Annotated in this window: 25 protein-coding genes; 11 read left to right on the top strand and 14 right to left on the bottom strand. The window is 72.2% G+C overall.

Features of this window, described 5'->3' with window-relative positions; genetic code table 11:
- Window positions 1-73 precede the first annotated feature (73 nt).
- The 3 genes from J2S55_RS04390 to J2S55_RS04380 form a co-directional block, all read right to left on the bottom strand.
- Window positions 74-691 carry a TetR/AcrR family transcriptional regulator gene (locus J2S55_RS04390; RefSeq protein WP_306857471.1) on the bottom strand — a complete coding sequence of 206 codons (618 nt, stop codon included), beginning with the start codon at window positions 689-691 and terminating at the stop codon, window positions 74-76.
- A gap of 7 nt (window positions 692-698) precedes the next feature.
- Window positions 699-2,261: an MFS transporter gene (locus J2S55_RS04385; RefSeq protein WP_306857470.1), complete on the bottom strand. Its 1,563-nt coding sequence runs from the start codon at window positions 2,259-2,261 to the stop codon at window positions 699-701.
- Between the two features lie 109 nt (window positions 2,262-2,370).
- A complete protein-coding gene (locus tag J2S55_RS04380; protein ID WP_306857469.1) occupies window positions 2,371-3,564 on the bottom strand; it encodes an MFS transporter in 1,194 nt (397 codons plus the stop codon).
- Between the two features lie 161 nt (window positions 3,565-3,725).
- Between J2S55_RS04380 and panB the strand changes: the two genes are divergently transcribed.
- Complete coding sequence (gene panB / locus J2S55_RS04375) at window positions 3,726-4,571, top strand: 3-methyl-2-oxobutanoate hydroxymethyltransferase (protein WP_306857468.1); 846 nt, start codon at window positions 3,726-3,728, stop codon at window positions 4,569-4,571.
- 88 nt (window positions 4,572-4,659) lie between these two features.
- Here panB and J2S55_RS04370 read toward each other — a convergent pair whose 3' ends face one another.
- A complete protein-coding gene (locus J2S55_RS04370) occupies window positions 4,660-5,667 on the bottom strand; it encodes a DUF2278 family protein (protein ID WP_306857467.1) in 1,008 nt (335 codons plus the stop codon).
- 58 nt (window positions 5,668-5,725) lie between these two features.
- Window positions 5,726-6,898, bottom strand: coding sequence for a trans-sulfuration enzyme family protein (locus tag J2S55_RS04365; protein ID WP_306857465.1), 1,173 nt, complete (start codon window positions 6,896-6,898; stop codon window positions 5,726-5,728).
- Window positions 6,899-6,960: 62 nt separating this feature from the next.
- On the opposite strand from J2S55_RS04365, the gene J2S55_RS04360 reads away from it, so the two are divergent.
- From J2S55_RS04360 to J2S55_RS04340, 5 genes are read left to right on the top strand one after another with little or no spacing between them, the layout of a single operon-like run.
- Complete coding sequence (locus J2S55_RS04360) at window positions 6,961-8,397, top strand: aminotransferase-like domain-containing protein (RefSeq protein ID WP_306857464.1); 1,437 nt, start codon at window positions 6,961-6,963, stop codon at window positions 8,395-8,397.
- Window positions 8,398-8,454: 57 nt separating this feature from the next.
- A complete protein-coding gene (locus tag J2S55_RS04355; RefSeq protein WP_306857462.1) occupies window positions 8,455-9,363 on the top strand; it encodes an ABC transporter ATP-binding protein in 909 nt (302 codons plus the stop codon).
- 2 nt (window positions 9,364-9,365) lie between these two features.
- Complete coding sequence (locus tag J2S55_RS04350) at window positions 9,366-10,136, top strand: ABC transporter permease (RefSeq protein ID WP_306857461.1); 771 nt, start codon at window positions 9,366-9,368, stop codon at window positions 10,134-10,136.
- 10 nt (window positions 10,137-10,146) lie between these two features.
- On the top strand, window positions 10,147-11,250 hold the full coding sequence (locus J2S55_RS04345; RefSeq protein WP_306857459.1) for a sensor histidine kinase: 1,104 nt from the start codon (window positions 10,147-10,149) through the stop codon (window positions 11,248-11,250).
- The gene (locus J2S55_RS04340; RefSeq protein ID WP_306857458.1) at window positions 11,247-11,852 is read left to right on the top strand and encodes a response regulator transcription factor; all 606 of its coding nucleotides are present in this window, start codon (window positions 11,247-11,249) and stop codon (window positions 11,850-11,852) included. Before J2S55_RS04345 ends, J2S55_RS04340 begins: the two co-directional genes overlap by 4 nt.
- 46 nt (window positions 11,853-11,898) lie before the next feature.
- On the opposite strand, the gene npdG is transcribed toward J2S55_RS04340, so the two are convergent.
- Window positions 11,899-12,564 (bottom strand): NADPH-dependent F420 reductase, encoded by a 666-nt coding sequence (gene npdG, locus J2S55_RS04335; RefSeq protein ID WP_306857457.1) that lies wholly within the window; start codon window positions 12,562-12,564, stop codon window positions 11,899-11,901.
- Window positions 12,565-12,687: 123 nt separating this feature from the next.
- On the opposite strand from npdG, the gene J2S55_RS04330 reads away from it, so the two are divergent.
- A complete protein-coding gene (locus J2S55_RS04330; RefSeq protein WP_306857456.1) occupies window positions 12,688-13,266 on the top strand; it encodes a hypothetical protein in 579 nt (192 codons plus the stop codon).
- Window positions 13,267-13,419: 153 nt separating this feature from the next.
- On the opposite strand, the gene J2S55_RS04325 is transcribed toward J2S55_RS04330, so the two are convergent.
- On the bottom strand, window positions 13,420-14,361 hold the full coding sequence (locus J2S55_RS04325) for a LysR family transcriptional regulator (protein WP_306857455.1): 942 nt from the start codon (window positions 14,359-14,361) through the stop codon (window positions 13,420-13,422).
- Window positions 14,362-14,464: 103 nt separating this feature from the next.
- On the opposite strand from J2S55_RS04325, the gene J2S55_RS04320 reads away from it, so the two are divergent.
- Together J2S55_RS04320 and J2S55_RS04315 are read left to right on the top strand one after the other, a co-directional pair.
- The gene (locus J2S55_RS04320) at window positions 14,465-14,734 is read left to right on the top strand and encodes a CBU_0592 family membrane protein (protein ID WP_306857453.1); all 270 of its coding nucleotides are present in this window, start codon (window positions 14,465-14,467) and stop codon (window positions 14,732-14,734) included.
- A complete protein-coding gene (locus J2S55_RS04315) occupies window positions 14,731-15,390 on the top strand; it encodes a cyclase family protein (RefSeq protein WP_306857452.1) in 660 nt (219 codons plus the stop codon). The genes J2S55_RS04320 and J2S55_RS04315 overlap by 4 nt, the downstream gene beginning before the upstream one ends.
- Before the next feature lie 35 nt (window positions 15,391-15,425).
- Here J2S55_RS04315 and J2S55_RS04310 read toward each other — a convergent pair whose 3' ends face one another.
- Window positions 15,426-15,611: a hypothetical protein gene (locus J2S55_RS04310; protein WP_306857451.1), complete on the bottom strand. Its 186-nt coding sequence runs from the start codon at window positions 15,609-15,611 to the stop codon at window positions 15,426-15,428.
- A gap of 45 nt (window positions 15,612-15,656) precedes the next feature.
- Between J2S55_RS04310 and map the strand changes: the two genes are divergently transcribed.
- Window positions 15,657-16,505, top strand: a complete 849-nt coding sequence (map, locus tag J2S55_RS04305; protein WP_306857450.1) for a type I methionyl aminopeptidase — start codon at window positions 15,657-15,659, stop codon at window positions 16,503-16,505.
- A 61-nt stretch (window positions 16,506-16,566) separates the two neighbouring features.
- Here map and J2S55_RS04300 read toward each other — a convergent pair whose 3' ends face one another.
- From J2S55_RS04300 to J2S55_RS04280, 6 genes are all read right to left on the bottom strand, one after another.
- Entirely contained in the window at window positions 16,567-16,956 is a 390-nt protein-coding gene (locus J2S55_RS04300; protein WP_306857448.1) for an ATP-binding protein, read from the bottom strand.
- A gap of 203 nt (window positions 16,957-17,159) precedes the next feature.
- On the bottom strand, window positions 17,160-19,193 hold the full coding sequence (locus J2S55_RS04295; RefSeq protein ID WP_306857446.1) for a bifunctional copper resistance protein CopD/cytochrome c oxidase assembly protein: 2,034 nt from the start codon (window positions 19,191-19,193) through the stop codon (window positions 17,160-17,162).
- The gene (locus tag J2S55_RS04290; RefSeq protein ID WP_306857444.1) at window positions 19,190-19,831 is read right to left on the bottom strand and encodes a copper resistance CopC family protein; all 642 of its coding nucleotides are present in this window, start codon (window positions 19,829-19,831) and stop codon (window positions 19,190-19,192) included. Before J2S55_RS04290 ends, J2S55_RS04295 begins: the two co-directional genes overlap by 4 nt.
- A 54-nt stretch (window positions 19,832-19,885) precedes the next feature.
- Window positions 19,886-21,178, bottom strand: a complete 1,293-nt coding sequence (locus J2S55_RS04285; RefSeq protein ID WP_306857442.1) for a helix-turn-helix domain-containing protein — start codon at window positions 21,176-21,178, stop codon at window positions 19,886-19,888.
- 237 nt (window positions 21,179-21,415) lie between these two features.
- A complete protein-coding gene (locus tag J2S55_RS48605; RefSeq protein WP_442480455.1) occupies window positions 21,416-21,493 on the bottom strand; it encodes a hypothetical protein in 78 nt (25 codons plus the stop codon).
- Window positions 21,494-22,308: 815 nt separating this feature from the next.
- Entirely contained in the window at window positions 22,309-23,814 is a 1,506-nt protein-coding gene (locus J2S55_RS04280; protein WP_306857441.1) for a PucR family transcriptional regulator, read from the bottom strand.
- Between the two features lie 95 nt (window positions 23,815-23,909).
- On the opposite strand from J2S55_RS04280, the gene J2S55_RS04275 reads away from it, so the two are divergent.
- The gene (locus J2S55_RS04275; RefSeq protein ID WP_370879589.1) at window positions 23,910-26,132 is read left to right on the top strand and encodes a xanthine dehydrogenase family protein molybdopterin-binding subunit; all 2,223 of its coding nucleotides are present in this window, start codon (window positions 23,910-23,912) and stop codon (window positions 26,130-26,132) included.
- Window positions 26,133-26,134 lie beyond the last annotated feature (2 nt).

Raw genomic sequence — 26,134 nt, 5'->3', positions numbered from 1 at the left:
GGCGGATCCGGCGGTCCGGCTCCGACGGGCCCGTCAAGCTCCAGGCGGTCGGCCTACGGGGTGCGCGGCGGTCTCAGCGGGGGCCGAGGCCGGCCATGAGCTGGTCGACGATCTGTTCGGCGATGTCGTCCGGGATCTCCTGCTCCTCGCCGAACCCCGCGCTGCGGACATACCACATCATGGTGCCGACCAGCGTCGCCATCGCGACGGGCACGTCGAGATCCGCCCGGAGCTCGCCCGTCGCGACGCCGCGCTGCAGCACGGCGGCCATCACGGCCCTGCGCGGCTCGATCGTGGCCTGCCGGATCCGCTCCACCAGGCGCGGATGCCGCTCGGCGTCGTTCATCGCGATGTTCATGACGCACCGCCTGCGCGCGTCGCACGAGTCGCGCCGGACGACCTCGAGGTAGGCGATCAGGTCCTCGCGGACCGACCTGCCCCTCATCTGCGGCAGCGGCGACTTGAGCTGCGCCAGGGCGTCGACGACCAGGTCCTCCTTGTTGGACCAGCGCCGGTAGATCGTGGTCTTGCCCACCCCGGCCCGGGCGGCGATCGCCTCGATGGACAGCTCGGAGACGTTCATCCCCTCGCCTATCAGGTCGAGGGTCGCGTCGATGATCGCCTTCTCTGCCCTGGCGCTGCGGGGGCGGCCCGCCGGGCGGGCCGCCTGCGTCTCGTCAATCGTGGTCATCGTGTGCCTACACTACTGCCGGTTCCTTGTCCTGAGAGATGTGCTCGACAGGGGGCAGCGCGGCGCTCTTGCCGGGCAGCCACTTCAGCACCACCAGGGCTCCGAGCAGCGCGACCACGGCCGAGACCAGGGCCGTGGTGTGCATGCCGTCCATGAAGGCCCGCTTGGCGGGCTCGATCAGCGCCGCGCCGCGCTCGCCGAGCCCCCCGGCCACGCCGAGCGTGCCGGTCAGCGACTCGCCCGCGATGTGCCTGAGCTGCTCGGGCAGGCCGGTCAGCGAGGGGGCGATCTCGTCGCGGTAGATGGCCGACAGCAGGGAGCCGAGCAGGGCGACGCCGAGCGCGCCGGCGACCTGGCGGACCGTGTTGCTCATGGCCGAGCCGACACCGGCCTTCTCCCGAGGCAGCGCCTCCATGATCGCGGTGGTCGCGGGCGGCATGAGGTTGGCCATCGCCGCGCCCTGGACGAAGAAGACGATCTCGATCGCCAGGATCGAGGTGTTCTGGTCCATCAGGGCGTAGGCGGCCAGCGCGCCGGCCACGATGACCATGCTCACGGTGGCGGTCAGCTTGCCGCCGAAGCGCTTGGCCAGCTGCTGGCTGAGCGGGGCGAAGATGATCTGCGCGGCGGCGAACGGGATCATCAGCGCGCCCGCCTGCAGGGCGCTGAAGCCCAGCACGATCTGCAGGTAGAAGACCAGGAAGAACATCGCGCCCATCATGGCGAAGAACACGATGCCGATCATGCCGACCGCGGTGGCGAAGCGGGGGTCGCGGAAGTAGGTGACGTCGAAGGCGGGGTGGTCGATGCGGCGCTCGTACCAGACGAAGGCGGCCAGCACGGCCACGCCGAGGAGCGTGGGGACCAGCACCTCGGCGCTGGCCACGGTGGCCAGCTCGCCGCCCCGGATGATGCCGTAGGTGATGGCGACCAGACCCACGATGGACAGGATCACGCCGACCGGGTCGAGCTTGGACGGCTTGGGGTCACGCGACTCGGGCACGACCAGCGCGATGAGCACCATGCTGATCAGCACGATCGGCAGGTTGATCAGGAAGACCGAGCCCCACCAGAAGTGCTCGATGAGCAGACCGCCGGTGATCGGGCCGATCGCCACGGCGATGCCGACGCCGCCGGCCCAGACGCCGATCGCCTTGCCGCGCTCCTGCGGCGGGAAGACGTTGGAGATGATCGCGAGTGTGGCCGGCATGATCGCGGCGCCGCCGATCCCCATGAACGCCCGGGCCACGATCAGCTGCCCGGGATCCTGGGAGTAGGCGCTGGCCAGCGAGGCGAGGCCGAAGAGCACCATGCCGATCATCAACATGCGCTTGCGCCCGGTGCGGTCACCGATGACACCGAAGGTGAACAGCAGGCCGGCGAAGACCAGGGTGTAGGAGTTGATCGCCCATTCCATCTGGCTCTGGGTGGCGCCCAGGCCCTCCACCGGGTCGGCGATCGTCTTGAGGGCGACGTTGAGGATCGTGTTGTCGAGCACGACCGCCAGGAGGCTGAACACCAGCACCCCCAGGACCTGCCACCGCCTCGGGTGGCCAAGCTGCTGTTCCATGGGACCCCATTTTCGATACGGTAAAGTTTCGCAACGCAACCGTAGCGCCTATCTTTTCGATACGCAACAGTTTCGTTTCGTATTCACCTCTCGTTAACGGGATGGGGGCTCAGGCCGCGACGGGCACCGGCTTCTCGGCCGCCGCCGGGATCCGCCGCCAGAACGGCAGCGCCACCAGCACCATCGCCATGCCGACCAGGCCCGCGAGGGCGAAGGTCCAGCCCGTGCCGGCACCGTCGATGACCGCTCCGGCGATCGGCGCCGAGACCGCGCCGCCGATGAGCAGAGCCGTGCCGTGCAGGCCCATCGCCTCCCCGCGGGCACCCGCCGGGACCCAGCGGCTGAGGGTCTCGACCGTGGACGACAGGCCGGGGGCGCACAGCACTCCCGCCGGGACGAGCGCGACGATCACCCACCGCCAGTCACCGCCCACCAGGCCCACCGGGACGGTGAGCAGGCCCATCGCACCGATCAGGACCAGCGGGGAGAAGCCCCGCGACAGCCCGCCGTAGACGAAGCCGCCGACCAGCGAGTAGACGCACCACAGCCCGATCGCCAGGCCGGTCCACGCCGTGTCGCCGGCCTGCTCGACGGTCGCCACCAGCGCCAGCTCGGTGGCGGTCAGCACGAAGGTGGCCGCCGACGCGGTGCCCAGCAGCGTGATCAGGCCCGGGGTCAGCCACTGGCGCCGCAGGACCTTCTCCGCCGGCTCCTGGAGCTCCTCGGCCGAGCGGATCGGCGGGTTCAGCAGGATCAACGCCACGCCGGCGCCGGTCAGGCCGACCGCGACGACGCACATCGTCCACGCGCTGCCGAGCGAGGTGATCCCGACGACCCCGAGGGCGGGTCCGGTCATGTAGGACAGCTCGACCATGATCGAGTCGAGGGAGAAGCCGATCCTGCGCTGCGCGGGCGGGACCAGGGCCGTCAGGCACTGCCGGATCACGCTGAAGACCGGCAGACCCAGCAGCCCGGCCACCACCGAGGCGACCACCAGCGCGGGGTAGGGCAGCGCCCACGCGCAGGACCAGAAGGCGAGCTGGGCGACGGTGGTCACCACCAGCACCGGACGCAGGCCGTGTCTGTCGACGAACCGTCCGGCCAGCGGCGCCCCGACCGCCATCCCCACCGTGGTGGCCGTGCCGACCACCCCTGCCGCCAGCCAGCCCATGCCGAGACTGCGGATGTGCAGCGTCAGCGTGATGCCCGTCGCCGTGGACGGGATCCGGGCCACCAGGCCCACCAGCAGCAACGTCCGCACACCCGGAAGGGCGAGCAGGCGACGGTAAGGTTCGATAGCCATTTTGATTACTTACCTCCGCATGCATTGTGGCGTACGGCACCGACACCTCCGCCACTGGATTACCGCCGGGGCCGGGGGTGTTTAACCAGCCGACCGCGTGCAATCATCGGAAACGTCCGGGGACGCCACTGGGGCGCCTCGAGACTCTTCTGGAGGGTTTGATGTCCTCTTCCGTCACCAGTCGGCCGACCGCCCTCTACGGCGGCCAGACAGGGCGAAGGATCACCGTCCGCGACATCGCCGCCGCCAAGGAGCGGGGTGAGAAGTGGCCGATGGTCACCGCGTACGACGCGATGACCGCCAGGGTCTTCGACGAGGCCGGCATCCCGGTGCTGCTCGTCGGCGACTCGGCCGCCATGGTCGTCTACGGCTACGACTCGACGCTGCCGGTCTCGGTGGACGACCTCATGCCGCTGACGGCCGCCGTGGTACGCGGCTCGTCACGCGCGCTGGTCGTCGCCGACCTGCCGTTCGGCTCCTACCAGTCCTCACCGCAGCAGGCCCTGGAGACGGCCGCCCGCTTCATGAAGGAGGCCGGCGCCCACGCGGTCAAGCTGGAGGGCGGCCGCCGGGTGCTCCCCCAGGTCGAGGCCCTGGTCTCGGCCGGCATCCCCGTCATGGCCCACCTGGGCCTGACCCCCCAGTCGGTCAACGCCTTCGGCGGCTACCGGGTGCAGGGCCGCGGCCAGTCCGGTGACGAGCTCATGGCCGACGCCAAGGACCTGGAGTACGCCGGGGCCTTCTCCGTGGTCCTGGAGTGCGTCCCCAGCGACCTCGCCGAGCGGGTCACCACGTCCCTGTCGATCCCCACCATCGGCATCGGCGCCGGTCCCGCCACCGACGCCCAGGTCCTGGTCTGGCAGGACCTGATGGGGCTGACCGCCCACCCCGCCAAGTTCGTCAAGAAATACTTCGACCTGGCCGGGGAGATGGACAGGGCCGTCCGCGCCTACGCCGACGAGGTGACCAGCGGGGCCTTCCCCACCACCGAGCACAGCTACCACTGACGCGCCGCCGCCGCTCCGGCGCCCCGGGAGATCCCGGGACCGCTGGGGCGGCGGCCCGTCCACGCCCCGCGCGGGATCCGCGCCTGGCTCAGAAAGTGACCGTCCAGCCCTCCCGGCCGCCCTGCTCCGCGCTGTAGGAGACCCCGTGGACCTTGAGGCCGGCGGCGTCGAGCAGCGTGATCGCTCCCCCGCCGTTGCCCAGCGTGAACGGGGCGCCGACGGCGATCGGGAGCGTGGCGCCGGGGGCCAGCGGGCCGGGCGGCAGCGGGAAGGCGTTCTTCTGCCGGTCGGCCAGCCGCCACCCGGTGAGGTCGACCGGCTCCGGGGAGGCGTTCAGCACGGTGACGACCTCGCGCTCGGGCGCCGGCCCGACGGGGTTGACCAGCGCGGCGAGGACGCGGACGGGCTCCTGGCCGGTGGCGGGCCGCTCGGGCGCGCCGTCCAGGGCGTGCCCGGTGGTGTCGTCGGTGTGCCAGGCCTGGGACTGGAAGGCCAGGAAGATCGCGATCCAGCGCGGTTCGGCGGGGAAGCGCAGGAGCAGGCCGCCGTCCTGCCACACGCCGTCGTCCCCGCGGAAGCGGCGGGAGTTGCCCTGGTTCATGTGGATGTCGTGCACGCCGTTGCCCGGCCGGAACCCGAAGACCTTGTCGGGGGTCGCCGGTTCGGGGCCCCAGCGCTCGCCGAAGGCGTATACGGTCGCCCCGGGATCGGCGATCGCCCGCTGGACGTAGTGGTCGAGCCTGTCGGCCAGGTCGTTGTCCACCCCCGGCAGGTCGGGCGGGAGCGGGCGCAGGGCCGCCGGATCGAACAGGTTGCCCCGGATGTAGTCGAGCGCCGCGCCTCCGGGACGGGACGGCAGCGCGTTCCAGCCTCCGGCGGCCTGGGCGAGGAACTCGGTCACGGGGTGCCGGAAGTCCTCGTCGACGAGATGGAGCAGCTCCGAAGGGGCCTGCTGGGACTCGACGTTGACGGCGATCCGGTAGGAGGTCCCCGCCCCGTCGACGAGGTGGACCTGGTAGTGCGGGGTGTCGGCGCCGTCCTCGCGCCGGCGGTCCACGGCCCGCCCCACGAGAACCCCGTAGCTCTTCAGCGGCATCGATCCACCTTCCGAAAGGGCCGACTTTTCGCTCTACACAGTGGCATTACGTGAAAAATCAGGAAAGCGCCTGAGCAAAATCGGCCCAGAGATCCTCGATGTGCTCGATGCCCACCGCGACCCGGACCGTTCCCTCGCCGATCCCGTGGCGGGCGAGCTCCTCGGCCGTCAGCGAGCGGTGGGAGGTGGTCGCCGGGTGCAGGATGAGCGTCTCCACACCGCCGAGCGAGGGCGCCAGCAGCGCCAGCCGTACCGAGCTCATGAACCGCTCCCCCGCCGCGCGCCCGCCGGTCAGGTCGAAGGAGAAGACGCCGCCGAAGTCCGGCAGCAGCTCCGTGGCCAGCTTGTGCGAGGGGTGCGAGGGCAGGCCCGGCCAGTGCACGGCCGACACCGCCGGATGGTTGTCCAGGCGGACGGCCAGCTCGCGGGCGTTGGAGCAGTGGCGCTCCATCCGCAGCGGCAGGGTCTGCAGGCCCCGCAGGGTGAGCCAGGCGGCGAACGGGTCGGCGGTGGCGCCCAGCTCGACCGCGAAGTGCCACACCTTCCGGTAGAGCTCCTCGGAGGCGAAGACCGCGATGCCGCCGACCACGTCGGTGTGCCCGCTCAGATACTTGGTCGTGGAGTGGACGACGATGTCGGCGCCGTGCTCCAGCGGGCGGCACAGGATCGGCGAGGCGAAGGTGTTGTCCACCACCGAGACCAGCCCGGCCTCGCGGGCCGCCGCGCACATCCCCGGCAGGTCGGCGACCTGGGTCACCGGATTGGCGATCGTCTCCAGGTAGACCAGCCTGGTCTCGGGCCGTACGGCCGCGCGCAGCGCCGCCGGGTCGTCTTCGGGCACGTAGGAGACCGTGATCCGGAACCGCGCGACCAGGTCGTTGATCATCGCGGCGGTGCCGCCGTAGAGCGGCTTCTGCGCGATCAGGTGGTCGCCGGGCTTGAGCAGGCCGAGCAGCACGGAGTTGACGGCCCCCATGCCCGATCCGGTGGCGACGGCGCCGACGCCGCCCTCCAGACCCGCGACCGCCTCCTCCAGCGACCGGACCGTCGGGTTCGACAGCCGCCCGTAGACGAAGGGCCCGTCGGGACGGCCCATCCCGTCGGCGAAGACGGCCGGGTCGTCGAAGACGAACCCCGAGGTCTGGTAGAGCGGCACCGCGATGGGCCGGCTGCCCTGGAGCTGCGGCTGGGGGAGGTGGACGGCACGGGTCTCCGGACGAAGTTCAGTCATGCATCAAGAATGTCCGGCTGATTGGCCGCTTGTCAGAGCCAATCGGGCAAGATTGGTCCATCATGCGAGCCAATTCTGAGCAACTCGTCGCCCGTCTCGGACGCTGGTCGTCCGGCCGGGGCCCCCTCTACCTCCTGCTCGCCGTACGGCTGCGCGCCCTGATCGACGACGGCGAGCTGCCTCCGGACACCCTGCTGCCCCCCGACCGGGTCCTCGCGCGGTGGCTCGCGGTGGGCAGGGGCACCGTGGTCGCGGCCTACGACCAGCTCCAGCAGGAGGGCAAGGTGGTGCGCCGGCAGGGCAGCGGCACCCGGGTCTGCGCCGCCGACCTGCCCGCCACCCGCGGCATCGCCCCCAGCGGCGTGGTCAACCCCCTGCTCCTGCACCTGCTGTCCCCGCCGGACGGCGTCACCCTGCTGACCTGCGCCGCGCCGGACGAGCCTCCCCCGGCGCTGATCGAGGCCTACCAGGCGGCGGCGGCCCGGCTGGCGCGGGTCCGGCACGACATCGGCTATCACCCCGCCGGGCACCCGACGCTGCGTGAGGCCCTCGCGTCCTACTACCGCGCGCGCGGCGTGCCCACCGCCGCCGGGCAGATCCTGGTCACCAACGGCGCGCAGCAGGCGCTGACCCTGCTGGCGAACCTGCTGGTATCCCCCGGTGACACCGTGCTGACCGAGGCGCCCACCTACCCCGGCGCGCTGGAGTCGTTCCGGGACGCCGCCGCCCTGTTCCGCACGGCCGCCGACGCCGGGGAGTTCTGCGCGGCGCTGGCCGACCGGCCGGCCGTGGGCTACACCGTCCCGACGGGCCACAACCCGACCGGCGCGGTCATGCCCGCGCTGACCCGCCGCCGCCTGGCCGCGCTCGCCGGCGAGCACGACGTGCCGGTCATCGACGACGAGGTCCCCGCCGAGCTCTTCTTCGCCGGCGAGCCCCCGCCCCCGCTGGCCTACTACGGGACGGCGGAGCAACTGATCACCGTCGGCTCGCTGAGCAAGCTGGTCTGGGGCGGTCTGCGCGTCGGCTGGATCCGAGCGGCACCGCCGCTGATCTCACGGCTGGCCCGGCTGCGGGCCGTCCACGACCTCGGCGGCGACGTGCTCGCCCAGCTCGCCTCGGCCTGGCTGCTGTCCCGCGTCGACGAGCTGCGCCGCGAGCGCACCGCCCTCCTCCGCCGGCGCCATGACCACCTCCGCGCCGAACTGGCCGGGCGGCTGCCCGACTGGACCTCCGGACCCGCGCTCGGCGGGCAGACGATCTGGGTGCGGCTGCCGTACGGCGACGCCGACGCCTTCGCCCAGGTGGCCCTCCGCCACCGGGTGGCGGTGGCCCCGGGACGCTCCTTCGACCCCTCGGGCGGCCACGGCGACCATCTGCGGCTGCCGTTCCTGTTCTCCGAGGAGACGCTCACCGAGTCGGTCGCCAGGCTCGCCGCCGCCTGGCACGACTACGACGGGGGCCGCCACCCCCACACCCTGCGGGCCCTCGTCGTCTGAGCGGAGTCGTGAATTCCTCACTGTCGCCGGGCGCGGGCGGCCTTCAAGATCGAGGACATGACAGCGATTCAGGTGGACGGGCTCACCAAGAGCTACGGAGACTTCGTAGCCGTCGGAGGCATCTCCTTCGACGTCCCGCGCGGCGAGATCTTCGCCCTGCTCGGGCGTAACGGTGCGGGGAAGACCACGACGGTGGAGGTGCTTGCGGGCTTCCAGGTTCCGGATGAGGGCACGGTGCGCGTGCTGGGCCTCGACCCGGCCAGGGACCGGGCCAAGGTCCGCGCGAGCACCGGGATCATGCTCCAGGAGGCGGGATTCTTCCCCGACCTGACCGTGGCACAGACCGTGGACGCCTGGCGGGACTTCGTCGCCGCCCCCCGGCCGCGCGCGGAGACCCTGGAGTTGACCGGGCTGGGCGCCAAGGCCGGCACGAAGGTGCGCCAGCTCTCCGGCGGGGAGAAGCGCCGCCTGGACCTGGCCCTGGCCCTGCTGAGCCGGCCCGACGTCCTGTTCCTCGACGAGCCCACCACCGGGATGGACCCCGAGGCGCGCAAGCACACCTGGGAGGTCATCCGCGACCTCGCCGGGCAGGGCACCACGATCCTGCTCACCACGCACTATCTGGAGGAGGCCCAGCGACTGGCCACCAGCATGGCGATCATGGATCGGGGGCTGATCGTCGCGCACGGCGGCATGGCCGAGACCCTGGCCTCCCAGGCGGGCCGGGTCGCCTTCGAGCTTCCTACCGCCGTCGCCCCGGAGGACCTGCCGATCCCCGTCACCTCGGTGGAGGGCCGCACCGCGGTCTGCCGCGCCGCCGACCCCGACCTCGCCGCCCAGACCCTGCTGGGCTGGGCCGGCGAGCGCGGTCTGCGCCTGCGCGGCCTGGAGGTCCGCACGGCGACGCTCGAAGACCTGTTCCTGGACCTCGCCGCCGGCGAGAAGAACGACAAGAAGGTGGCATGACCATGTCCGCACGCGATCTGGCGGTGGTGACCCGCTTCAGCGGCCGTCTCTTCTGGCGGGACCGCACCGCGTTGAGCACGTCCGTGCTGCTGTTTCTGGGCCTGGGCATCGGGCTGCCGTTCATGATGGACAAGGTCCGCCCGGGCCACCCGGAGTTCCTGCTGAACCAGCACCTGGGGGTGCTCGCGATGGTCCTCGTCCTCACGACGTTCAACCAGATCGCGGTCACGCTCACCGCCCGCCGCGACCAGCTCGTCCTCAAGCGGATGCGGACCACCGGGCTGAGCGATCCCGCCATCCTCGGCGGGGAGATCGGCAGCCTGGTCGTCCAGAGCACGTTGCTGACGGCCGTGGTCTCGGTGGCGCTGTACTCGCTGACCGGCCTGCCCGCGCCGCGCGACCCGCTGCTGTATCTGGTGTTCGTGGTCGCGGGCGCCGCCGTCCTGTGCCTGCTGGGAACGGCGTTCACCGCGATCGTCCCCCGCACGGAGCTGGCGGCCGTCATGGCCATGCCGGTCTTCTTCCTGGCCGGTGTCGGCGCCGGTGGCTTCGGCCCGGTCCTGGAGATCCTTCCCGGCTGGGTCGGCACGGTGCTCGGCCTGCTGCCCACCGGCGCCGTCGTCGAGGCGGCCCAGGCGGCCTACGCTGCGGACGGCACCCTCGCCGGTGACCTGCGGGCGGCCGCCGTACCGGCCCTGAAGCTGGCCGTCTGGGGGGTCGCCGGGCTCCTCGCGACGGCGCGCTGGTTCCGATGGGAGACCCGAAGGTCATAGGTTCGCTGATATGCGGATAAACCCCCAGCGGCTGGCGATCGGTGTGATCGTGCTGCTCTCCGTGGGCTTCACGGTCTCCCCGGTGATCGTGATCGCCCGGTACGGCGGAGCGGCCGGGGTCGCCGTGCTCTCGGCCGTGCTGCCCGGTTTCTTCATTCCGCACTTCCTGCACGTCCGCGCCGCCCTGCGTGGCGCCGAGCCGGGTGGACCGGTCGCCGGGCTCGTGGTGCAAGCGGTCTCCGCCTACGCCCCGATGGTGATCCTCCCGGCCGAGGTCGGCGGCTTCTGGTGGGGCACCCAGGCCATCCTGCTCGGCTCGGTGCTGCTGCGCCTGCGGCTGCCGTTGGCCCTGGGCTGCCTGGCCCCGATGGCGGTGGTCGACTTCATAGCCGCCGGGAGCGCCGACCCGCAGGGTTTCAATCCGCTCGTGGGTTTCTCCGCCGTCACCACCCTCTTCGTCACCGGATTCGTGATCTACGGGGTGGTCCGGCTGGTCGTCGTCAGCAGGGAGCTGGAGCAGGCCAGGACGGAGCTGGCGGAGGCCGCGGTGCTGCGGGAGCGGCTGCGGATCTCCCGGGACCTGCACGACGGGCTGGGCAGCAGCCTGACCGCCGTCGCCCTCAAGGGCGACCTCGCCCGCAGGCTGGTCGAGCGCGACCCCGAGGCGGCGCGGGCGGAGCTGTCGGAGCTGGTCCACGTGGCCAGGGACGCCGCCCAGGAGGTGCGGCAGGTCGCGCGGGGCTACCGGGAGATGTCGCTGCGGGAGGAGGTGCACCGGGCGGTCGCGCTGCTGGAGGCGTCCGGGGTGAGCTGCCAGACCAACCTCGCCGAGCTCCGGGTGTCCGGGCCGGTCGACGAGGCGCTGGCCTGGGCGGTGCGCGAGGGGATCACCAACGTGGTGCGGCACAGCCGGGCGACGATCTGCTCGATCACCACCTCCGCCGGGGCCGGCACCGTACGGCTGGAGCTGGTCAACGACCGCGCCCACGGGCGCTCGGTCGGCGGCAACGGGCTGACCGGCCTGAAGGAACGGGCCGGCGGCCTGGGCGGCTCGGTCAGCGCCGGGCGGACCGAGAACGGCGGGTTCCGGCTCGCGATGGAGGTGCCGGCATGATCCGTGTGCTGCTCGCCGAGGACATGCACATGATCAGGGCGGCGCTCAGCGCACTGCTGAGGCTGGAGCCCGACATCGACGTGGTCGCCGAGGTCGTCCGCGGCGACCGGATCGTCCCCGAGGCCCTGCGGACCCGGCCGGACGTGGCGGTGGTCGACATCGACCTGCCCGGAGTCGACGGCATCACCGCCTCGGCGGAGCTGCGCAAGACGCTGCCCGGCTGCCGGATCCTGATCCTCACCGCGATGGGCCAGCCGGGCCAGGTGCGCAGGGCGCTGGCGGAGGGCATCGAGGCGTTCCTGGTCAAGGACGCCCCCGGCGACCACCTGGCGGAGGCGGTCCGGCGCACCGCCCAGGGCCTGCGGGTGCTGGACCCCGAGCTGGTGGCCGCCGCCATCGAGTACGGCGCGAGCCCGCTGACCCCTCGCGAGGCCACCGTGCTCAGGGAGGCCGCGAAGGGCGCCCCGGCCGAGGAGATCGCCGGACGGCTGCATCTGTCCACCGGGACGGTACGCAACTACCTGACCAGCGCCATCACCAAGACCGGCGCCCGCAACAAGATCGACGCGGTCCGGATCGCCGAGGACGTCGGCTGGATCTGAGACCTGTCCCACGGGCCCTGCCGGCACGGGGTCCGCCGGAACGGTGTCAGACGTCGGTGACGCGGAGGCCGGCGTGGGCCTTGTAACGGCGGTTGATGGAGATGAGGTTGGCGGTCAGCGCCTCGACCTGGTGGGCGTTGCGCAGGCGGCCGCCGTATACGCCGCGGACGCCCGGGATCCGGCCGGCGAGCTCCTGGACCGTGTCGGTGGCCTCACGGTCGTCACCCAGGACGAGCACGTCCAGGTCGATCTCGGCGACCTCGGGGTCCAGCAGCAGGACGGCCGAGACGTGGTGGAAGGCGGCGACCACGCGACTGTCCGGGAGGACCGCGGCGGCCTGCTGGGCGGCGCTGCCCTCCTCGACGGCCAGCGCGTAGGCGCCCTGCTTGTCGAAGCCCATCGGGTTGACGCAGTCGATGACGATCTTGCCGGCCAGCTCGGCCCGCAGGGACTCCAGGGTGGACCGGTGGCCTTCCCACGGGATCGCCACGATCACCACGTCGGCCTCGGCCGCCACTGTCGCGTTGTCCGCACCGCCGACCGGCACCCCGAGTCCCGCCGCCACCTCCCGCGCCCGCTCCGCGCTGCGCGAGCCGATCAGCACGGTGTGGCCCGCCATGGCGAACCGCCTGGCCAGGCCCTTGCCCTGATCGCCGGTGCCGCCCAGGATCCCGATCGTGATCTCGCTCACGTCCAGACTGTCAGTGCTCACCCGTCGCTCCTCGTCGTCCTGGTCCGTCGGCGCCGGGTCCGTCCGGCCGTACGGCATGCTCAGATCATGCCAGGGCCCGTGTTCCCGGGACCAACCTGGGGTGACTGGGGCACCATGGAGCACATGGACGCTCGGTCGGTGGCACTCCTGCGCGAGATCCTGGACTCGACCGGCTGGGTGGAGCACACCCGCCGGCTCGGGCTCGCCCTGCGCGCGACGCGATCCCCCGGAGGCCTGCTGGTGGTCGGCACACCCGAGGAGGAGCCCTGGCACCTGACCGCGCATCTCGGTGATGAGGCCCGGCTCGCCGGGCTGCCCCAGCTCGCCCCCACGCTGGTGCGCTGGGCGCCCGTCCCCGGCTCGCCGGCGCACCTGCGGGTCGGGCTGGAGCGGATCGAGCAGGCCAGGCGGGGCGAGACGCTGTTCGTCGTGGCCGAGGAGCAGGCCCCCGGGCCCCTGCTGGAACGGGTGAGCGACGCCCGGCGCACCGGGGCCACCGTCCTGGCCCTGGACGGCGGCGACCCTGAGCTGGAAGGGCTGGCCCACGACGCGCTGACGGTCCCCGGCCAGGCCCCGATCTCCTTCGACGGGGCCCAGCACCTGATCAGCATGGCCGCGGGCGAGACCGACCGCCGTCCGGGCCTGCGTGACCGGCTGGCCCGGCTGCTGGAGCGGGTCAGCGGCCCCCACGTCACCGACTGACCGGAGCCGCCGGGCCGCACCACCGGGACCACCCCGCCCGCGTCCGGCCGGGATCGGCGGGTCAGCCGGACGCGGACGGCCAACCGGACTCAGCGGGCGCGAGTAGGTCGACGACCGGCGGTCAGCGGGCACGAGCGGGTCAGCGACCGGCGGTCAGCGGGCGCCGTAGCGCTCGCCGAGCCGTGCGGGCAGCCCCTCGGCGGCCTCCCTGAGCGCGGCGACGACCACGGCCTGCACCGGGCCGGGCTCCCCCGACCGGGTACGGCTGACGCGGGTGACGGCGTTCAGGCGGCGGGCGCCGACGCCGGTGATGTCGGTGACCACGACCTCGCCCGCCGGGACCTCCAGCAGGGCCAGCGACGGCACGATCGCCACCCCGTGCCCCGCCGCCACCAGGGCGAGGGTGGGCGGGAACTCCTCGATCACGTGAGCCCGGTGCGGGGTGAAGCCGTGCAGGGCGGCCAGCCGCTCCAGCGCGTGCCCGCACGCCTGGTCCGGCGGTCCCGCCACCCAGGGCACACCGGCCAGTTCCGCGACGTCACGCGGGATCTCCGTCCAGCCCGGCGGCACCACGATGCGGTATTCGTCCACGTAGAGGCGGTGGGAGACGATCGAGGAACGTGCCGGGGCGGGCTTGTCGGCGTCCTGCTCGGTGATGGCCAGATCGATGCCGCCCAGGCGGAGCTCCTCCAGGGCCGGCGGGCCGTACAGCTCGCGGATGCGGGGCCTGATCTGCGGGTGGCGCTCGGCCAGCGTGCCCAGGGCGGGCACCAGCAGGTGCTTGATGACCGTCGGGAAGGCCGCTATCGACACCGGCCCGGCCAGCAGCTCGGCGAAACGGGTCAGCTCCCGCTTCGCCTCGGCCAGCTCCTCCTCGACCCGCTCGGCGTATCCGGCGAGGACCCGCCCGGCCGGAGTGAGCGTGATCCTGCGCTGCGACCGGTCCAGGAGCGCCAGCCCGACCTCCCGCTCCAGGAGCGCGAGCTGCTGGGAGACCGCCGAGGCGGTCAGGTGCAGCGCCTCGGCCGCCCGCATGACGCCGCCGCGACGTGCGACCTCATGGAGTATCCGGAGCCGCCGGGGGTCGATGTCCATATAGCTGAGCTTACGCGGATATTAAGGAGGCTTAACTTGCCCTTCAGAGAGGCAGCCGGGGATCATTGCGGCATGCACCCCTTTTCTGACGGCATGTAATTCGATGTCCGTCTTTGTCAACGTGCTCGGCTGGATCGGCGCCGGTCTCATGCTGTACGGCTACGCCATGGTGTCCGCCTCCCGGATGGCCGGGGACGGCATGCCGTACCAGACGATCAACCTCGTCGGGGCGGTCGCCCTGATGATCAATACGGCCTACCACTCGGCCTGGCCCTCGGCGATCCTCAACGTCGTCTGGGGGGTGATCGGCCTGGCGGCCGTCACCCGGATGGCCAGGACCAGACCCAGGAAGAAGACGGTGAACACCCCATGACCCGGCTGGTAGAACTGAGCCACCCCATCACCGAGGGCATGCGCACCTATCCGGGCGTCCCCGGACCGCGGCTCGGCGCGCACCTGACCAGAGAGGCCTCGCGCGAGGTCTACGCGCCCGGCACCGAGTTCCACATCGGCAGCATCGAGCTGGTCGCCAACACCGGCACCTACCTGGACACCCCGTACCACCGCTACCCCGACGGCGCCGACCTGTCCGGGGTGCCGCTGGAGGCGATCGCCGACCTGCCGGGAGTGGTCGTGCGGGCCGAGGGCCTGCGCTCGGTGGGGCCGGACCGGTTCGCCGGACACGACGTGCGGGGGAAGGCCGTGCTCGTCCAGACCGGCTGGGACCGGCACTTCGGCACCGAGGACTACTTCCACGGCCATCCCTACCTCGAACCCGCGGCGGCCGAGTGGCTCGTGGCCCAGGGCGCGGCACTCGTCGGGATCGACACGCTGAACATCGACGACACCCCGCCGCGCGGCGAACGCCCCGCGCACACGCTCCTGCTCGGCGCGGGCATCCCGATCGTGGAGCACATGACCGGCCTGGGCGCGCTCCCCGAAACCGGCTTCCGCTTCCACGCCGTCCCGCCGATGGTGGTGGGCATGGGCACCTTCCCGGTCCGCGCCTACGCGGTCGTGAACGGCTAGCCACGCCGGTCCCGGGCGGCGCCCGCGGCCGTCCGCTAGCTGTCCTCCCCCTCCCAGGTCTTGTCCTCCTCCCGCCACGCCTCGTTGCGCTCGGCCGCGGTCTTCAGCGCGTTGGCCGCGGCCTCCCGGGTCTCGTAGGGGCCGAGCCGGTCCTTGTTGGGGCACCCCTCGTCGGGTTCGACCGCCATGTGCTTCAGGCAGAACCACCACTGATCGCTCATGACGGCAATACTGCCCACTGGGAAGCACAACTAGACTGGGGGACCATGACGACACTGCTCCAGCCCGGGCGGATCTCGCCCATCCGCAAGGTCCCCGCCGGCATCGAGCGGCCGGAGTATGTCGGGAAGAAATCCCCGAAGACCGGCGAGTCCGATGTCAAGACACCCGAGATCATCGAGCGGATGCGGATCGCGGGCAAACTGGCCGGCCAGGCGCTCGAGGAGGTCGGCAGGCACGTGGCGCCCGGCGTCACCACCGACGAGCTCGACCGGATCGGCCACGAGTTCCTCTGCGACCACGGCGCCTACCCCAGCACGCTCGGCTACCGGGGCTATCCCAAGTCGCTGTGCACCTCGATCAACGAGGTGATCTGCCACGGCATCCCGGACGACACGGTGCTGCGCGACGGCGACATCGTCAACGTGGACATCACCGCCTTCATCGGCGGCGTGCACGGCGACACCGACGCCACCTTCCTGGTCGGCGACGTGGACGAGGAGTCACGCCTGCTGGTCGAGCGCACCCGCGAGGCCACCGACCGCGCGATCAGGGCCGTCGCGCCCGGCCGTCAGCTCAACGTGGTCGGCCGCGTCATCGAGGCCTACGCCAAGCGGTTCGGCTACGGCGTGATCCGCGACTTCACCGGCCACGGCATCGGCACCACCTTCCACTCCGGCCTGATCGTCCCGCACTACGACGACCCGTCGCTGGCGGTCACCCTGGAGCCCGGCATGACGTTCACCATCGAGCCCATGCTGACCCTCGGCACCATCGACTACGACATCTGGCCCGACGGCTGGACCGCCGTGACCAAGGACCGCAGGCGGACCGCCCAGTTCGAGCACACCATCCTGGTCACCGACACCGGCCGGGAGATCCTGACGCTCCCCTGAGGCCCCGGCCGGGAGCCTCCCGCACGCTGTGCCCCGCCCCCGCCATGGCGGTGCCGCTCCGTCAGCGCCTGCGGGGCACCACCCCGGTGACGGTGGTCCCGCCGCCCTCGACGCCGTTGACGGTGAGCGTGCCGCCGAGACCGGCGAACTCGGCCCGCATGACCGCGATCCCCCGGCCGGCGGCGGGGCCGGAGAAGCCGACGCCGTCGTCGCTCACGGTCATGCGCAGGCCGCCGCGGCCCAGGGTCACGGCGAGGGAGACCGCACCGGCCCGGCTGTGCCGCTCGACGTTGGACAGCGCCTCGCCCAGCGTGGCCATGACGGCCCGGGCCGTCCGGGGATCGACGTCGTCACCGGGCAGCGCCCAGATCTCCGCGACGGTCCCGGTGCGCTCGGCCCACTCGGCGAGATGCTCCTCAAGAGCCTGCGCCAGGCTCCGGTCCCCACGCATGCGCACTTCCTCGGACACTGCTCGACCTTCCTGATGCGCAGCCACCGGTCTCACGCCGAGCGTGCGGCCGATAGGTGTCACTGGGCGTGGCGCGCGGCCACCAGACGCCGCACCCACCGCGTGCTCCCCGGACCCCGATCGCCTACAAGGCTACCGGAGGCACCCGAAACGGTGGCGGCGGATAGGCAGCAGTAACCGGCCGGTTACTCGGCGCGCTCCCTCTTGTTGAGCTCGGCCAGGTAGTCGTTGTAGGCGTCGAGCTGCGCGTCACCGCTCCCGCCGGTGCGGGCCGCGGCGGCGTCGGCCCGGCGGTCGGCGCGACGGGCCTTGCGGTCGTCGTCCTGCCACCACTGGAAGGCCAGCGCGAGCAGCACGATCAGCGTCGGGATCTCACCGAAGCCCCAGGCGATGGCGCCGCCGGTCTGCTGGTCGGCGATCGCGGAGGTGCCCCAGGTGCGGCCGAGCTGGTCGTACCACTCGGCGGCGAGGACGGTGCCCATGCTCATCAGCGCGATGCCGAAGAACGCGTGGAAGGGCATCGTGACGAACAGCAGCATCAGCCTGGCGTAGTGGGGCAGCTTGTGGGGCGCCGGGTCCACACCGATGATCACCCAGAAGAACAGGGAGCCGCTGAGCAGGAAGTGCACCGTCATGGCGATGTGGCCCAGGTGCTCCTCCATCGCGGCGGCGAACAGCGGGGTGAAGTACAGCGCGTAGGTGGAGGCGACGAAGATCGCGGTGGCGATCGCCGGGTGGGCGACGAAGCTCACGAACCTGCTGTGCAGGATGGTGGTCAGCCACTCACGCGGGCCCCGGTCGCCCCGCCGGGCGGCGGGTTTGAGCGCACGCAGCGCCAGCGTGACGGGGGCGCCGAGCACCAGGAAGATCGGCACCAGCATGGACAGCGTCATGTGCTCGGCCATGTGGACGCTGAACAGCACCTTGGCGTAGCGGGCCACGCCGCTCTGGGTGGCGATGACCAGGATCAGCAGGCCGGTGAACCACGCGGCGGTGCGGCCCATGGACCAGGAGTCGCCGCGCCGGGCCAGCCGTATGATCCCGGCGAGATAGAGCCCGCCGAGCAGGGCGATCAAGGTGCCGGAGAACAGGTCGAGCCACCACAGCGAGGCCAGGCCGGCCAGTGAGATCTCCGGCGGCATGGGGTAGCCGAGCAGTTCGAAGGCCCGGTCGGCCGGCAGGAGCGCCGGGGGCGGGGCGGTGCGGGAGAGCGCGACGGCCAGCCCGACGGTCGCGGCCATGACGAGGACCTCGCAGGAGGCGAAGCGGACGAAGACGCCCGGTCCGCCGGCGGCCAGCTCGGGCAGGGTCCGCTTGCGGTGCCACCAGCCGATGGCGCCGAGCGCCGCGAACGCGACGGTCTTGGCCAGCAGCAGCAGGCCGTAGGCGGAGGTGAACAGCTCCGAGAGCGAGGTGAGCCGGGCCAGCACGCTGAACAGGCCCGACAGTCCCACGGCGATGAAGCACCACATCGCCATCGAGGAGAACCGGGCGGCGGCGACCTCCAGGTGCGACTGGCGCCGCAGCGCGTGGGCGCAGAGCACGGCCAGGCCGCCCACCCAGAGCGCGAGGGCCATCAGGTGCACCGCGACGCCGGTGGTCGCCAGGTCGTGGTTGGGCGAGGAGGAGGAGTGGCCGGTCAGCGCCGGAGGCAGGAGGGTGGCCAGGGCGAGGACGAGCAGGCCGCCGGCCGCGCCGACGGTGATCGCCCCACGGGCGAACAGCGCGATCGCCACCCCGAACAGCACCACCAGGGTGAGCGCGATGCCCTGGGAGACCTGGCTGGCGTAGCTGGTCAGCTCGTTGCCGCCGAGCACGTCGGCGACGGGCAGGCCGAGCGCGTCGGACAGGCTGAACACCATCGTCGCGGCCGCCGCGCCCGCCCAGACGAGCGCCAGCCACGAGGCGGCCTTGGCGTAGACGAGGGCGGACCTGCCGAGCATCCCCTTGTCGCTGGGGAGGAAGACCGCCGCGGCCAGCAGCACGCCCACGGTGAGCACGCCCGCCGCGTCCATCGTCAGCTTGGCCAGGGGCAGCCCCCAGCGGGTGAGCGCACCCTGGTCGGGCAGTCCGGGGATGATGCGCGGGGTCGCGGCGCCTCCGGCGATCATGGCGATCACCAGCCCGACCACTGCCGCGGCCACGCCCGCCAGGGCGAGCCTCGCCGTCCGGCCGGTCCCCGCCCCCTCGGCCTGGGCGGCCCGCTCCTGCCTGCTCACGGCTGCTTCTTGTTGCGCATGCTGAAGAACAGACCGATGCCGACGCCGGTCACGCCGCCCACGATGAGCCACATCCAGCCGGGCACGCCGCCGGAGTCCTCGGGCGCGTCCTGCGTCTGGGCCGCGGGGGCCGGGCTGAGCGCGGCGGTGGCCGGCCCGGCCGTGACCCCGGTCGCGGCGGGCGCCGGGGTCGCGCTCTCGGCCGGCGCCGCGGTCGCGCTCTCGGCCGGTGCCGGGGACTCGGAGACCGTCTCGGACGGGGTCGCCGACGGGGAACCGACGAGGGTGAAGGGGATCTCCCCCTCGATCGGGTGACCGTCGGAGGAGACCACCCGGTAGGCGATGACGTATTTGCCGGGCGGCAGGTCCTCCTTGAGCGCCTGGGTCACCACCGCGCCGTCGACGACGGGCTTGCCGTCCTGATGGGCGACGTTGTCGGCGGTGTGCACGACGACGTTCGGGAAGCGCACCGAGGCGCTGAACGTCAGCTTCACCTGCTTGAGGCTCTCGACCTTGGCGCCCTTGGCAGGGTCACTGCTCTTGAGCGTGTCGTGGGCGAGGGCGGGTGAGGCGAAGGCCGTGCCGAGGACGAGGACGGCGAGAAGCGCGAGAACGACCGCGACAGGGGAAGTCTTCATGGCAGTCTCAAGGCTACCGACGCCACCACGCGGTCCTGACCTCCCCGTCCCGATCTAGAGGCCCACGCAGGCCAGCGCCCGCTGGTAGGCGTCGACACTGCGGGCCGGCTCGTCGACGCGCTCCAGGACCCGCGCGACGGTCAGCCACGCGTGGGCCGTGTAGCGGGTGGTCGGCGACTGGTCCAGGCACTCCGCCCCGGCCAGCAGCTCCTGCACGGCCATGTCCTGCCGGCCCAGCTCGGCGAGGGTCTCGCCGTGCAGCAGCCGGGCCTCGGCCTGCAGCACCTGCGGCATGCCGTCAAGCAGGTCGCAGACGGCGCGCATGTGCTCGCCCGCGCGCTCGGGCCGGGAGAGCAGCAGCTCCACCCGGGCGAGGTTCATCGCGCAGCGCATCTTGTCCATCGGGCTGGCGGAGGACTCGATCAGCTCGCTCTCCACCTTGAGCAGCACCTCACGCCAGGCCTGCGCCTCCATGGGCCGCACGGTCAGCAGCACCTGGGCGTAGTCACCGCGCAGGCGGGCCAGCCGGCGGGGGTCGCCGTACTCGGACTGGATGGCGATGGCCCGCTCGACGTGGGTGACGGCCTCGTCGGCGTGGCCGGTCTCCACCGCGACGATCGCGGCGCCCCAGTGGGCCAGGGTGAGCGACTGCGGCGAGCCGAGAAGGTCGGCGGCGGCGAGCACCTCCGCCGAGAACTGGCGGGCCCGCAGCAGGTCGCCGCGCTCGACGTAGGCCGCGAGGAGCTGGGCGCCCAGCCTCATCAGGTCGTCGGTCCAGGCGGGCCGGACCGCTCCGCCGAGGATCTGCTCGGGGATGTGCACCGCCTGGGCCAGGTCGCCCTGCTCGCGGTAGCACCGCGAGAGCGCGACGGCGACCGCGACGTGACGCTCGGGGGCCATCGCCGTGGCGTCGTTGCGGCGCAACCTGTTGAGCAGGACGATCGCCTCCTCCAGGTCGCCGCAGGCCTCGGTCGCCAGCGCCAGGCCGTATTCGGCGTCCTGCCTGAGCTGGGGCAGGCCCGCCAGGCCGTTGTCGGCGAGGATCTCGGCGTAGCGGGCGCGCGCCTCGACGACCTCGCCGTTGTCCATGGCCAGCTGCGCGTAGTTCAGCGCGAGCTCGATCTCCTGCATCTGCTCGGCCGTCACACCGTTGATCAGATACGTGAGGGAGCAGTCGAGCTTTTCGGCCAGGAGCTCCAGCACCGCGAGGGTCGGAGTGCGCTTGCCGCTCTCGATGAGGGACACATAGCTGTCCGACAGTTCTGGATGAGCCAGCTGCGCCTGGGAAAGGCCCCGTTGCCGGCGGACGGTCTTGATGCGCTGCCCGACCAAGTCTTGACCAGTCACGTTACCCCTTGAAAGATGTCATTCGAGCAGCAGAACCTACGACAGGAGTCTCCCCGTGCGCCGACGTCTCGCCTTGTCCGCCCTCGCCATGCTATTTACGGCCGCCTTTGCCGTCACCGGCAATGTTACGACCGCAAGCGCTGATTCGTCTGCCCCCTCAGGGTCCACCTCTGAGTATTCTTCCGAGTTGAACATCCTGCAGGGCCTGGGCTGGAACCACCCGGACTGACCGGAGGGTCAGCTCGCCCGTAGGGCGACGGACAGGTCCGCCCGGTCGGCCGTCGCGGACGGATCCCGGTTGGTGAGCTTCTCCATCCGGCGTGCGCGGTAGCGGACCGTGTTGACATGGACGTGCGGGCGTTCCGGAAACCCACGCAGTCGAAGAACGCCTCAAGCGTCCGCACCGGCTCGGAACGGTGCGGCGGTCATCGTCGGGCAACGACCCCAGCATCCTCACCGCGGACGACCGCCGCACGTCGCCGGGGACGGTGACCGGCGACAGCGCGTGCATGCAGACCTCGTCGCCGGTCACCGCTCCCCGGCGCGGGCGCCGACCGGCTGATTCGACCGCACAAGAAGGACTTTTCTGCATTTTTCCCTTCTTCCTGCGGTCAGGAAACGGGCCGGTGCCTCCCTGGCGGGCCTCCCCGGCCAGGACAGGGCGCGGCTCGACCCCCACGGCGCGTCGGCCGGCCGCCCCAACATCGACATAGCGTGAGAAAACTACATTCCGGGGCCGAACACAAGAGCAGGATAGTGCTCGGACGGCGCGCCTACCAGATGGTTGAATTCACCGGCGATCAAGGGCTCCACCCGGCGTGGCCGCCCGCCTCACCGCACCCGCCCCGCCCGGCGCGAGCGCCCGGCCCGGCCCGGCCCGAGGGATCCGGATCGGCCGGTCATCCCCCCGATATCCGGCCCACCCGGCGGCCCGATCGCCTAATTGAGCGGTATCGGGCCTAAGAACATCCGGTGCACTATTAACACATTACAAATGCCGTTATGTTTACGATGAGCGACTTGCCCGATAGGCGTATGCCGTCCGCCCTATAAAGGTTATTCACCGGCGCTCGGGACGGGCCGGGTCCGGCCGGAACATGATCACGACGCCCTGCGGCCGGGAAACGGGATCATGACGCCCTGAGGGCCAGGAACAGGTCCACCCGGTCGGCCATCGTGGACAGGTCCCGGCCGGTGAGCTCCTCTATCCGGCGGACGCGGTAGCGGACCGTGTTGACGTGGACGTGCAGGCGTTCGGCGCAGACGTTCCAGGAGCCCACGCAGTCGAGGAACGTCTCAAGCGTCCGCACCAGCTCGGAGTGGTGCCGGCGGTCGTAGTCGACCAACGGGTCGAGCGTCCGGTCCGCGAACGACCGCCGCACGTCGCCGGGGACGGTGGCCAGCAGCAGCGCGTGCGTGTAGATCTCGTCGCTGGTCGCGACCCCTCCGCCGCGCGCCTCGGCCAGCCGCCGCGCGTGCCCCGCCTCCTCCGCCCCGCCCCGGACCGCCGACGGACCGGTCAGCGCGGCGCTCACCCCGATCGACACCCGGACCCCGCTCAGCCCGGCCATCAGGGCCCGCGCGCCCGCCCGCAGCGTCTGCGCCAGCTCGCCCGCCGTACCGGCCAGCGGCACCAGCGCCACGGCGCCGTCCGCCACCGCCGCGGCCACCGCCCGGGGGCGCAGCAGTTCCTCCAGGACCCGGCCGCCGAGCCCGGGCAGGTCCGGATCCCGGGCCGTCCCGGCCCACGTGACGGTCGCGTTCACCACGGAGTACGGCTCGGCCGGGCCGATGCCGCAGGTCCGCAGCCCGGCGTTGAGCTCGGCCGGATCGCTCCCCGCGGAGGCGGCCAGCGAGATCAGCTGCTCGGCGAGCCGGCGCTCGACCCGCCGGCCCTCCTCCATCCTGGTCCGCTCCAGGGCGACGCAGGCCGCCAGCTCGAAGCCGAGGTCCGCCTCGCCGAGCAGGTCGCCGCCGCAGACCAGGGCCCAGCCCGCGGCACGGTGCTCGCGGCCCACGGCGAAGATGGTGAAGACCCCCGTAGGGGTTCGGACGGCGGACGGCAGCCGGGGCGCCGTCAGGTATTCGTGCGCCAGCCGTACGGCGTCCGCCGGGTCCAGGGCGCCGGCGACGACCGAGCCGGTGGCGGAGACGACCGCGCCGGTCATCGCCGGCTCCCCGTCCATCAGCGCGAACAGCTCCGACAGGCCGGCGCCCTCGGCGACCGCGGCGACGATCCTGCGGTGGCGGCCGAGGGCGGCGCGCAGCTCCCCGTGCCGGGGGGCGACCGTCTCGGCGACCGTCCGGAAGGAGATCTCGACCGGCACCTCCAGCAGCGGCAGGTCATGCGCCCGGCACGCCTGGACGAGGTCGTCGGGGACCGTGCCGAACCAGGCGCTGCCGGCGCCGAGCGCGGCCACCCCGGCCTCGACCAGGCGGCCCACGAACCGTTCGGAGTCCCCGGGCCCGTTGCGCCACATGAGCCCGGACAGCACCAGCTCCCCGCCGGACAGGTAACGCCCGGGGTCGGGCAGGTCGGTGATCTGCACGCCGGTGAAGCCTCGGTCCAGATGCTCCTCGCCCACCAGCAGGGTGAGCCCGAGCTCCGCCATCCCGACCAGGTCACGTATCCGCATAGTTGGATAAAACTACAAGAGCCGTCCACGGCCCCGTCCCACGTTTCGTCGTGTCCCCCATGTTCACCTCTGACCTGGGCTGATGTACTGCTGTGGTGAGCGGCATCGAGACTCGGCAGAGCCAGGTCCGGGGCCGGGGCGTCGGCGAGAGCGCGCCACGCCCCGACGGGACGCTGAAGGTGACGGGCGAGTTCGCCTACTCCTCCGACCTGTACCTCGCGGACATGGTCTGGGGGGTCACCCTGCGCAGCCCGCACCCGTCCGCCTGGATCCGCTCCGTCGACATCGGCCCCGCTCTGGCCATGCCGGGCGTGCTGGCGGTGCTCACCCACGAGGACGTGCCGGGCGAGAAGTTCCACGGCCTGGAGCACAAGGACCAGCCGGTGCTGGCCGTCGACCAGGTCCGCTACCAGGGGGAGCCGGTCGCGCTGGTGGCCGCCGACCATCCCGAGCGAGCCAGGCGGGCGGCCGAGGCGATCGTCGTGGAGTACGAGGTCCGCGAGGCGGTCACCGACCCGCGCCGGGCCGCCTTCGACCCCTCCTGCCCGACGGTCCACGACCACGGCAACGTGCTGCGCCACCAGCCGGTCCGGGTCGGCTCCGACTTCGAGGCCCCCGTGGTGGTCACCGGGGAGTACGAGGTGGGCATGCAGGACCAGGCCTTCCTCGGCCCGGAGTCCGGCCTGGCCGTACCCGCCGAGGACGGCGGGGTGGACCTGTACGTCGCCACCCAGTGGCTGCACGTGGACCGCGACCAGATCGCGCCGTGCCTGGGGCTCCCCCCCGAGCGGGTACGGCTGTCGCTGGCCGGGGTGGGCGGCGCGTTCGGCGCCCGCGAGGATCTGTCCATGCAGGTCCACGCGTGCATGCTGGCGCTGCGCACGGGCCGCCCCGTGAAGATCGTCTACAACCGCGAGGAGTCGTTCTTCGGCCACGTGCACCGGCATCCGGCCCGGATGCGCTACGAGCACGGCGCGACCCCCGACGGCAGGCTGCTCTACGTCAAGGCGGAGATCCTGCTCGACGGCGGCGCCTACTGCTCCTCCTCCCCCGCCGTGGTCGGCAACGCCGCCTCGCTCGGGGTGGGCCCGTACGAGGTGGACAACGTCTGGATCGACGCCTACGGCGTCTACACCAACAACCCGCCCTGCGGGGCCATGCGCGGCTTCGGCGCCGTGCAGGCCTGCTACGCCTACGAGTCGCAGATGGACAGGCTGGCCGAGGCGTGCGGCGTCTCCCCGGTCGAGATCCGCATCCGCAACGCGGTCTCCCAGGGGTCCGCGCTGGCCACCGGGCAGGTGATCGACAGCCCCGCGCCGCTGGCCGACATGCTCCGCGAGCTCGCGGCGATGCCGCTGCCCGAGGCCGCCGGCGCGGACCTGCTGGACATGCCCGGCGGTGTGTCGCAGACCACCCGCGGCGAGGGGGTGCGGCGGGGCGTCGGGTACGGCGTGGGCATCAAGAACATCTGCTTCTCCGAGGGCTTCGACGACTACTCCACCGCCCGGGTCAGGGTCGAGCTGCTCGGCGGCGAGCCGCACGTCCTGGTGCACACCGCCGCGGCCGAGGTCGGCCAGGGCCTGGTGACGATCCAGGAGCAGATCGCCCGCACCGAGCTGGGCGTCGACAGGGTGACGGTGGCCCAGGCCGACACCTCGGTGGGCTCGGCCGGCTCCTCGTCGGCCTCCCGCCAGTCGTACGTCACCGGCGGCGCGGTCAAGACCGCCTGCGAGGCCGTGCGGGAGCGGCTGGACAAGCTCCGGGCCGACGGGTCGACGCTGGTGGAGGCGCTGGAGCGGGTCGGAGCGGTCGAGGAGACCCGGGAGTACCGGCACCGGCCGACCTTCCCGATGGACCCGGTCACCGGGCAGGGCGACTCCCACACCCAGCTCGCGCTGTGCGTGCACCGCGCCGTGGTCGACGTGGACGTGGAGCTCGGCCTGATCAAGGTCGTGGAGCTGGCGGCCGTACAGGACGTAGGGAAGATCATGAACCTGACGGCGCTGGAGGGCCAGATCCACGGCGGGTCGGCGCAGGGACTGGGGCTGGCGCTGATGGAGGAGATCCAGGTCACGGACGGGCGGGTGCTCAACCCCTCCTTCACCGACTACCTGATCCCCACCATCCTGGACATGCCGCCCATGAGAGTGTCGATCCTGGAGAACCCCGACCCGCACGCCCCCTACGGCCTGCGCGGCGCGGGCGAGCCCCCCACGCTGTCGTCCACCCCCGCCGTGGCCGCCGCCGTACGGGCCGCCACCGGCCTGCCCCTGTCCCGGGTGCCCATCCGTCCCCATGACATCGCGCTGAACGGGTAGGA

It is taken from the genome of Streptosporangium brasiliense (assembly GCF_030811595.1).
In the GTDB taxonomy this organism is placed as follows: Bacteria; Actinomycetota; Actinomycetes; order Streptosporangiales; family Streptosporangiaceae; genus Streptosporangium; species Streptosporangium brasiliense.
The sequence above is the reverse complement of the archived record's forward strand: the minus strand, read 5'-3'. Positions and strand labels throughout refer to the sequence as shown.

Bases quoted from the DNA above. Each gene is read 5' to 3' on its own strand.
- J2S55_RS04390 (WP_306857471.1), bottom strand. From the start codon at position 691: ATGACCACGATTGACGAGACGCAGGCGGCCCGCCCGGCGGGCCGCCCC.
- J2S55_RS04385 (WP_306857470.1), bottom strand. From the start codon at position 2,261: ATGGAACAGCAGCTTGGCCACCCGAGGCGGTGGCAGGTCCTGGGGGTG.
- J2S55_RS04380 (WP_306857469.1), bottom strand. From the start codon at position 3,564: ATGGCTATCGAACCTTACCGTCGCCTGCTCGCCCTTCCGGGTGTGCGG.
- panB (WP_306857468.1), top strand. From the start codon at position 3,726: ATGTCCTCTTCCGTCACCAGTCGGCCGACCGCCCTCTACGGCGGCCAG.
- J2S55_RS04370 (WP_306857467.1), bottom strand. From the start codon at position 5,667: ATGCCGCTGAAGAGCTACGGGGTTCTCGTGGGGCGGGCCGTGGACCGC.
- J2S55_RS04365 (WP_306857465.1), bottom strand. From the start codon at position 6,898: ATGACTGAACTTCGTCCGGAGACCCGTGCCGTCCACCTCCCCCAGCCG.
- J2S55_RS04360 (WP_306857464.1), top strand. From the start codon at position 6,961: ATGCGAGCCAATTCTGAGCAACTCGTCGCCCGTCTCGGACGCTGGTCG.
- J2S55_RS04355 (WP_306857462.1), top strand. From the start codon at position 8,455: ATGACAGCGATTCAGGTGGACGGGCTCACCAAGAGCTACGGAGACTTC.
- J2S55_RS04350 (WP_306857461.1), top strand. From the start codon at position 9,366: ATGTCCGCACGCGATCTGGCGGTGGTGACCCGCTTCAGCGGCCGTCTC.
- J2S55_RS04345 (WP_306857459.1), top strand. From the start codon at position 10,147: ATGCGGATAAACCCCCAGCGGCTGGCGATCGGTGTGATCGTGCTGCTC.
- J2S55_RS04340 (WP_306857458.1), top strand. From the start codon at position 11,247: ATGATCCGTGTGCTGCTCGCCGAGGACATGCACATGATCAGGGCGGCG.
- J2S55_RS04330 (WP_306857456.1), top strand. From the start codon at position 12,688: ATGGACGCTCGGTCGGTGGCACTCCTGCGCGAGATCCTGGACTCGACC.
- J2S55_RS04325 (WP_306857455.1), bottom strand. From the start codon at position 14,361: ATGGACATCGACCCCCGGCGGCTCCGGATACTCCATGAGGTCGCACGT.
- J2S55_RS04320 (WP_306857453.1), top strand. From the start codon at position 14,465: ATGTCCGTCTTTGTCAACGTGCTCGGCTGGATCGGCGCCGGTCTCATG.
- J2S55_RS04315 (WP_306857452.1), top strand. From the start codon at position 14,731: ATGACCCGGCTGGTAGAACTGAGCCACCCCATCACCGAGGGCATGCGC.
- J2S55_RS04310 (WP_306857451.1), bottom strand. From the start codon at position 15,611: ATGAGCGATCAGTGGTGGTTCTGCCTGAAGCACATGGCGGTCGAACCC.
- map (WP_306857450.1), top strand. From the start codon at position 15,657: ATGACGACACTGCTCCAGCCCGGGCGGATCTCGCCCATCCGCAAGGTC.
- J2S55_RS04300 (WP_306857448.1), bottom strand. From the start codon at position 16,956: ATGCGTGGGGACCGGAGCCTGGCGCAGGCTCTTGAGGAGCATCTCGCC.
- J2S55_RS04290 (WP_306857444.1), bottom strand. From the start codon at position 19,831: ATGAAGACTTCCCCTGTCGCGGTCGTTCTCGCGCTTCTCGCCGTCCTC.
- J2S55_RS48605 (WP_442480455.1), bottom strand. From the start codon at position 21,493: ATGGAGAAGCTCACCAACCGGGATCCGTCCGCGACGGCCGACCGGGCG.
- J2S55_RS04280 (WP_306857441.1), bottom strand. From the start codon at position 23,814: ATGCGGATACGTGACCTGGTCGGGATGGCGGAGCTCGGGCTCACCCTG.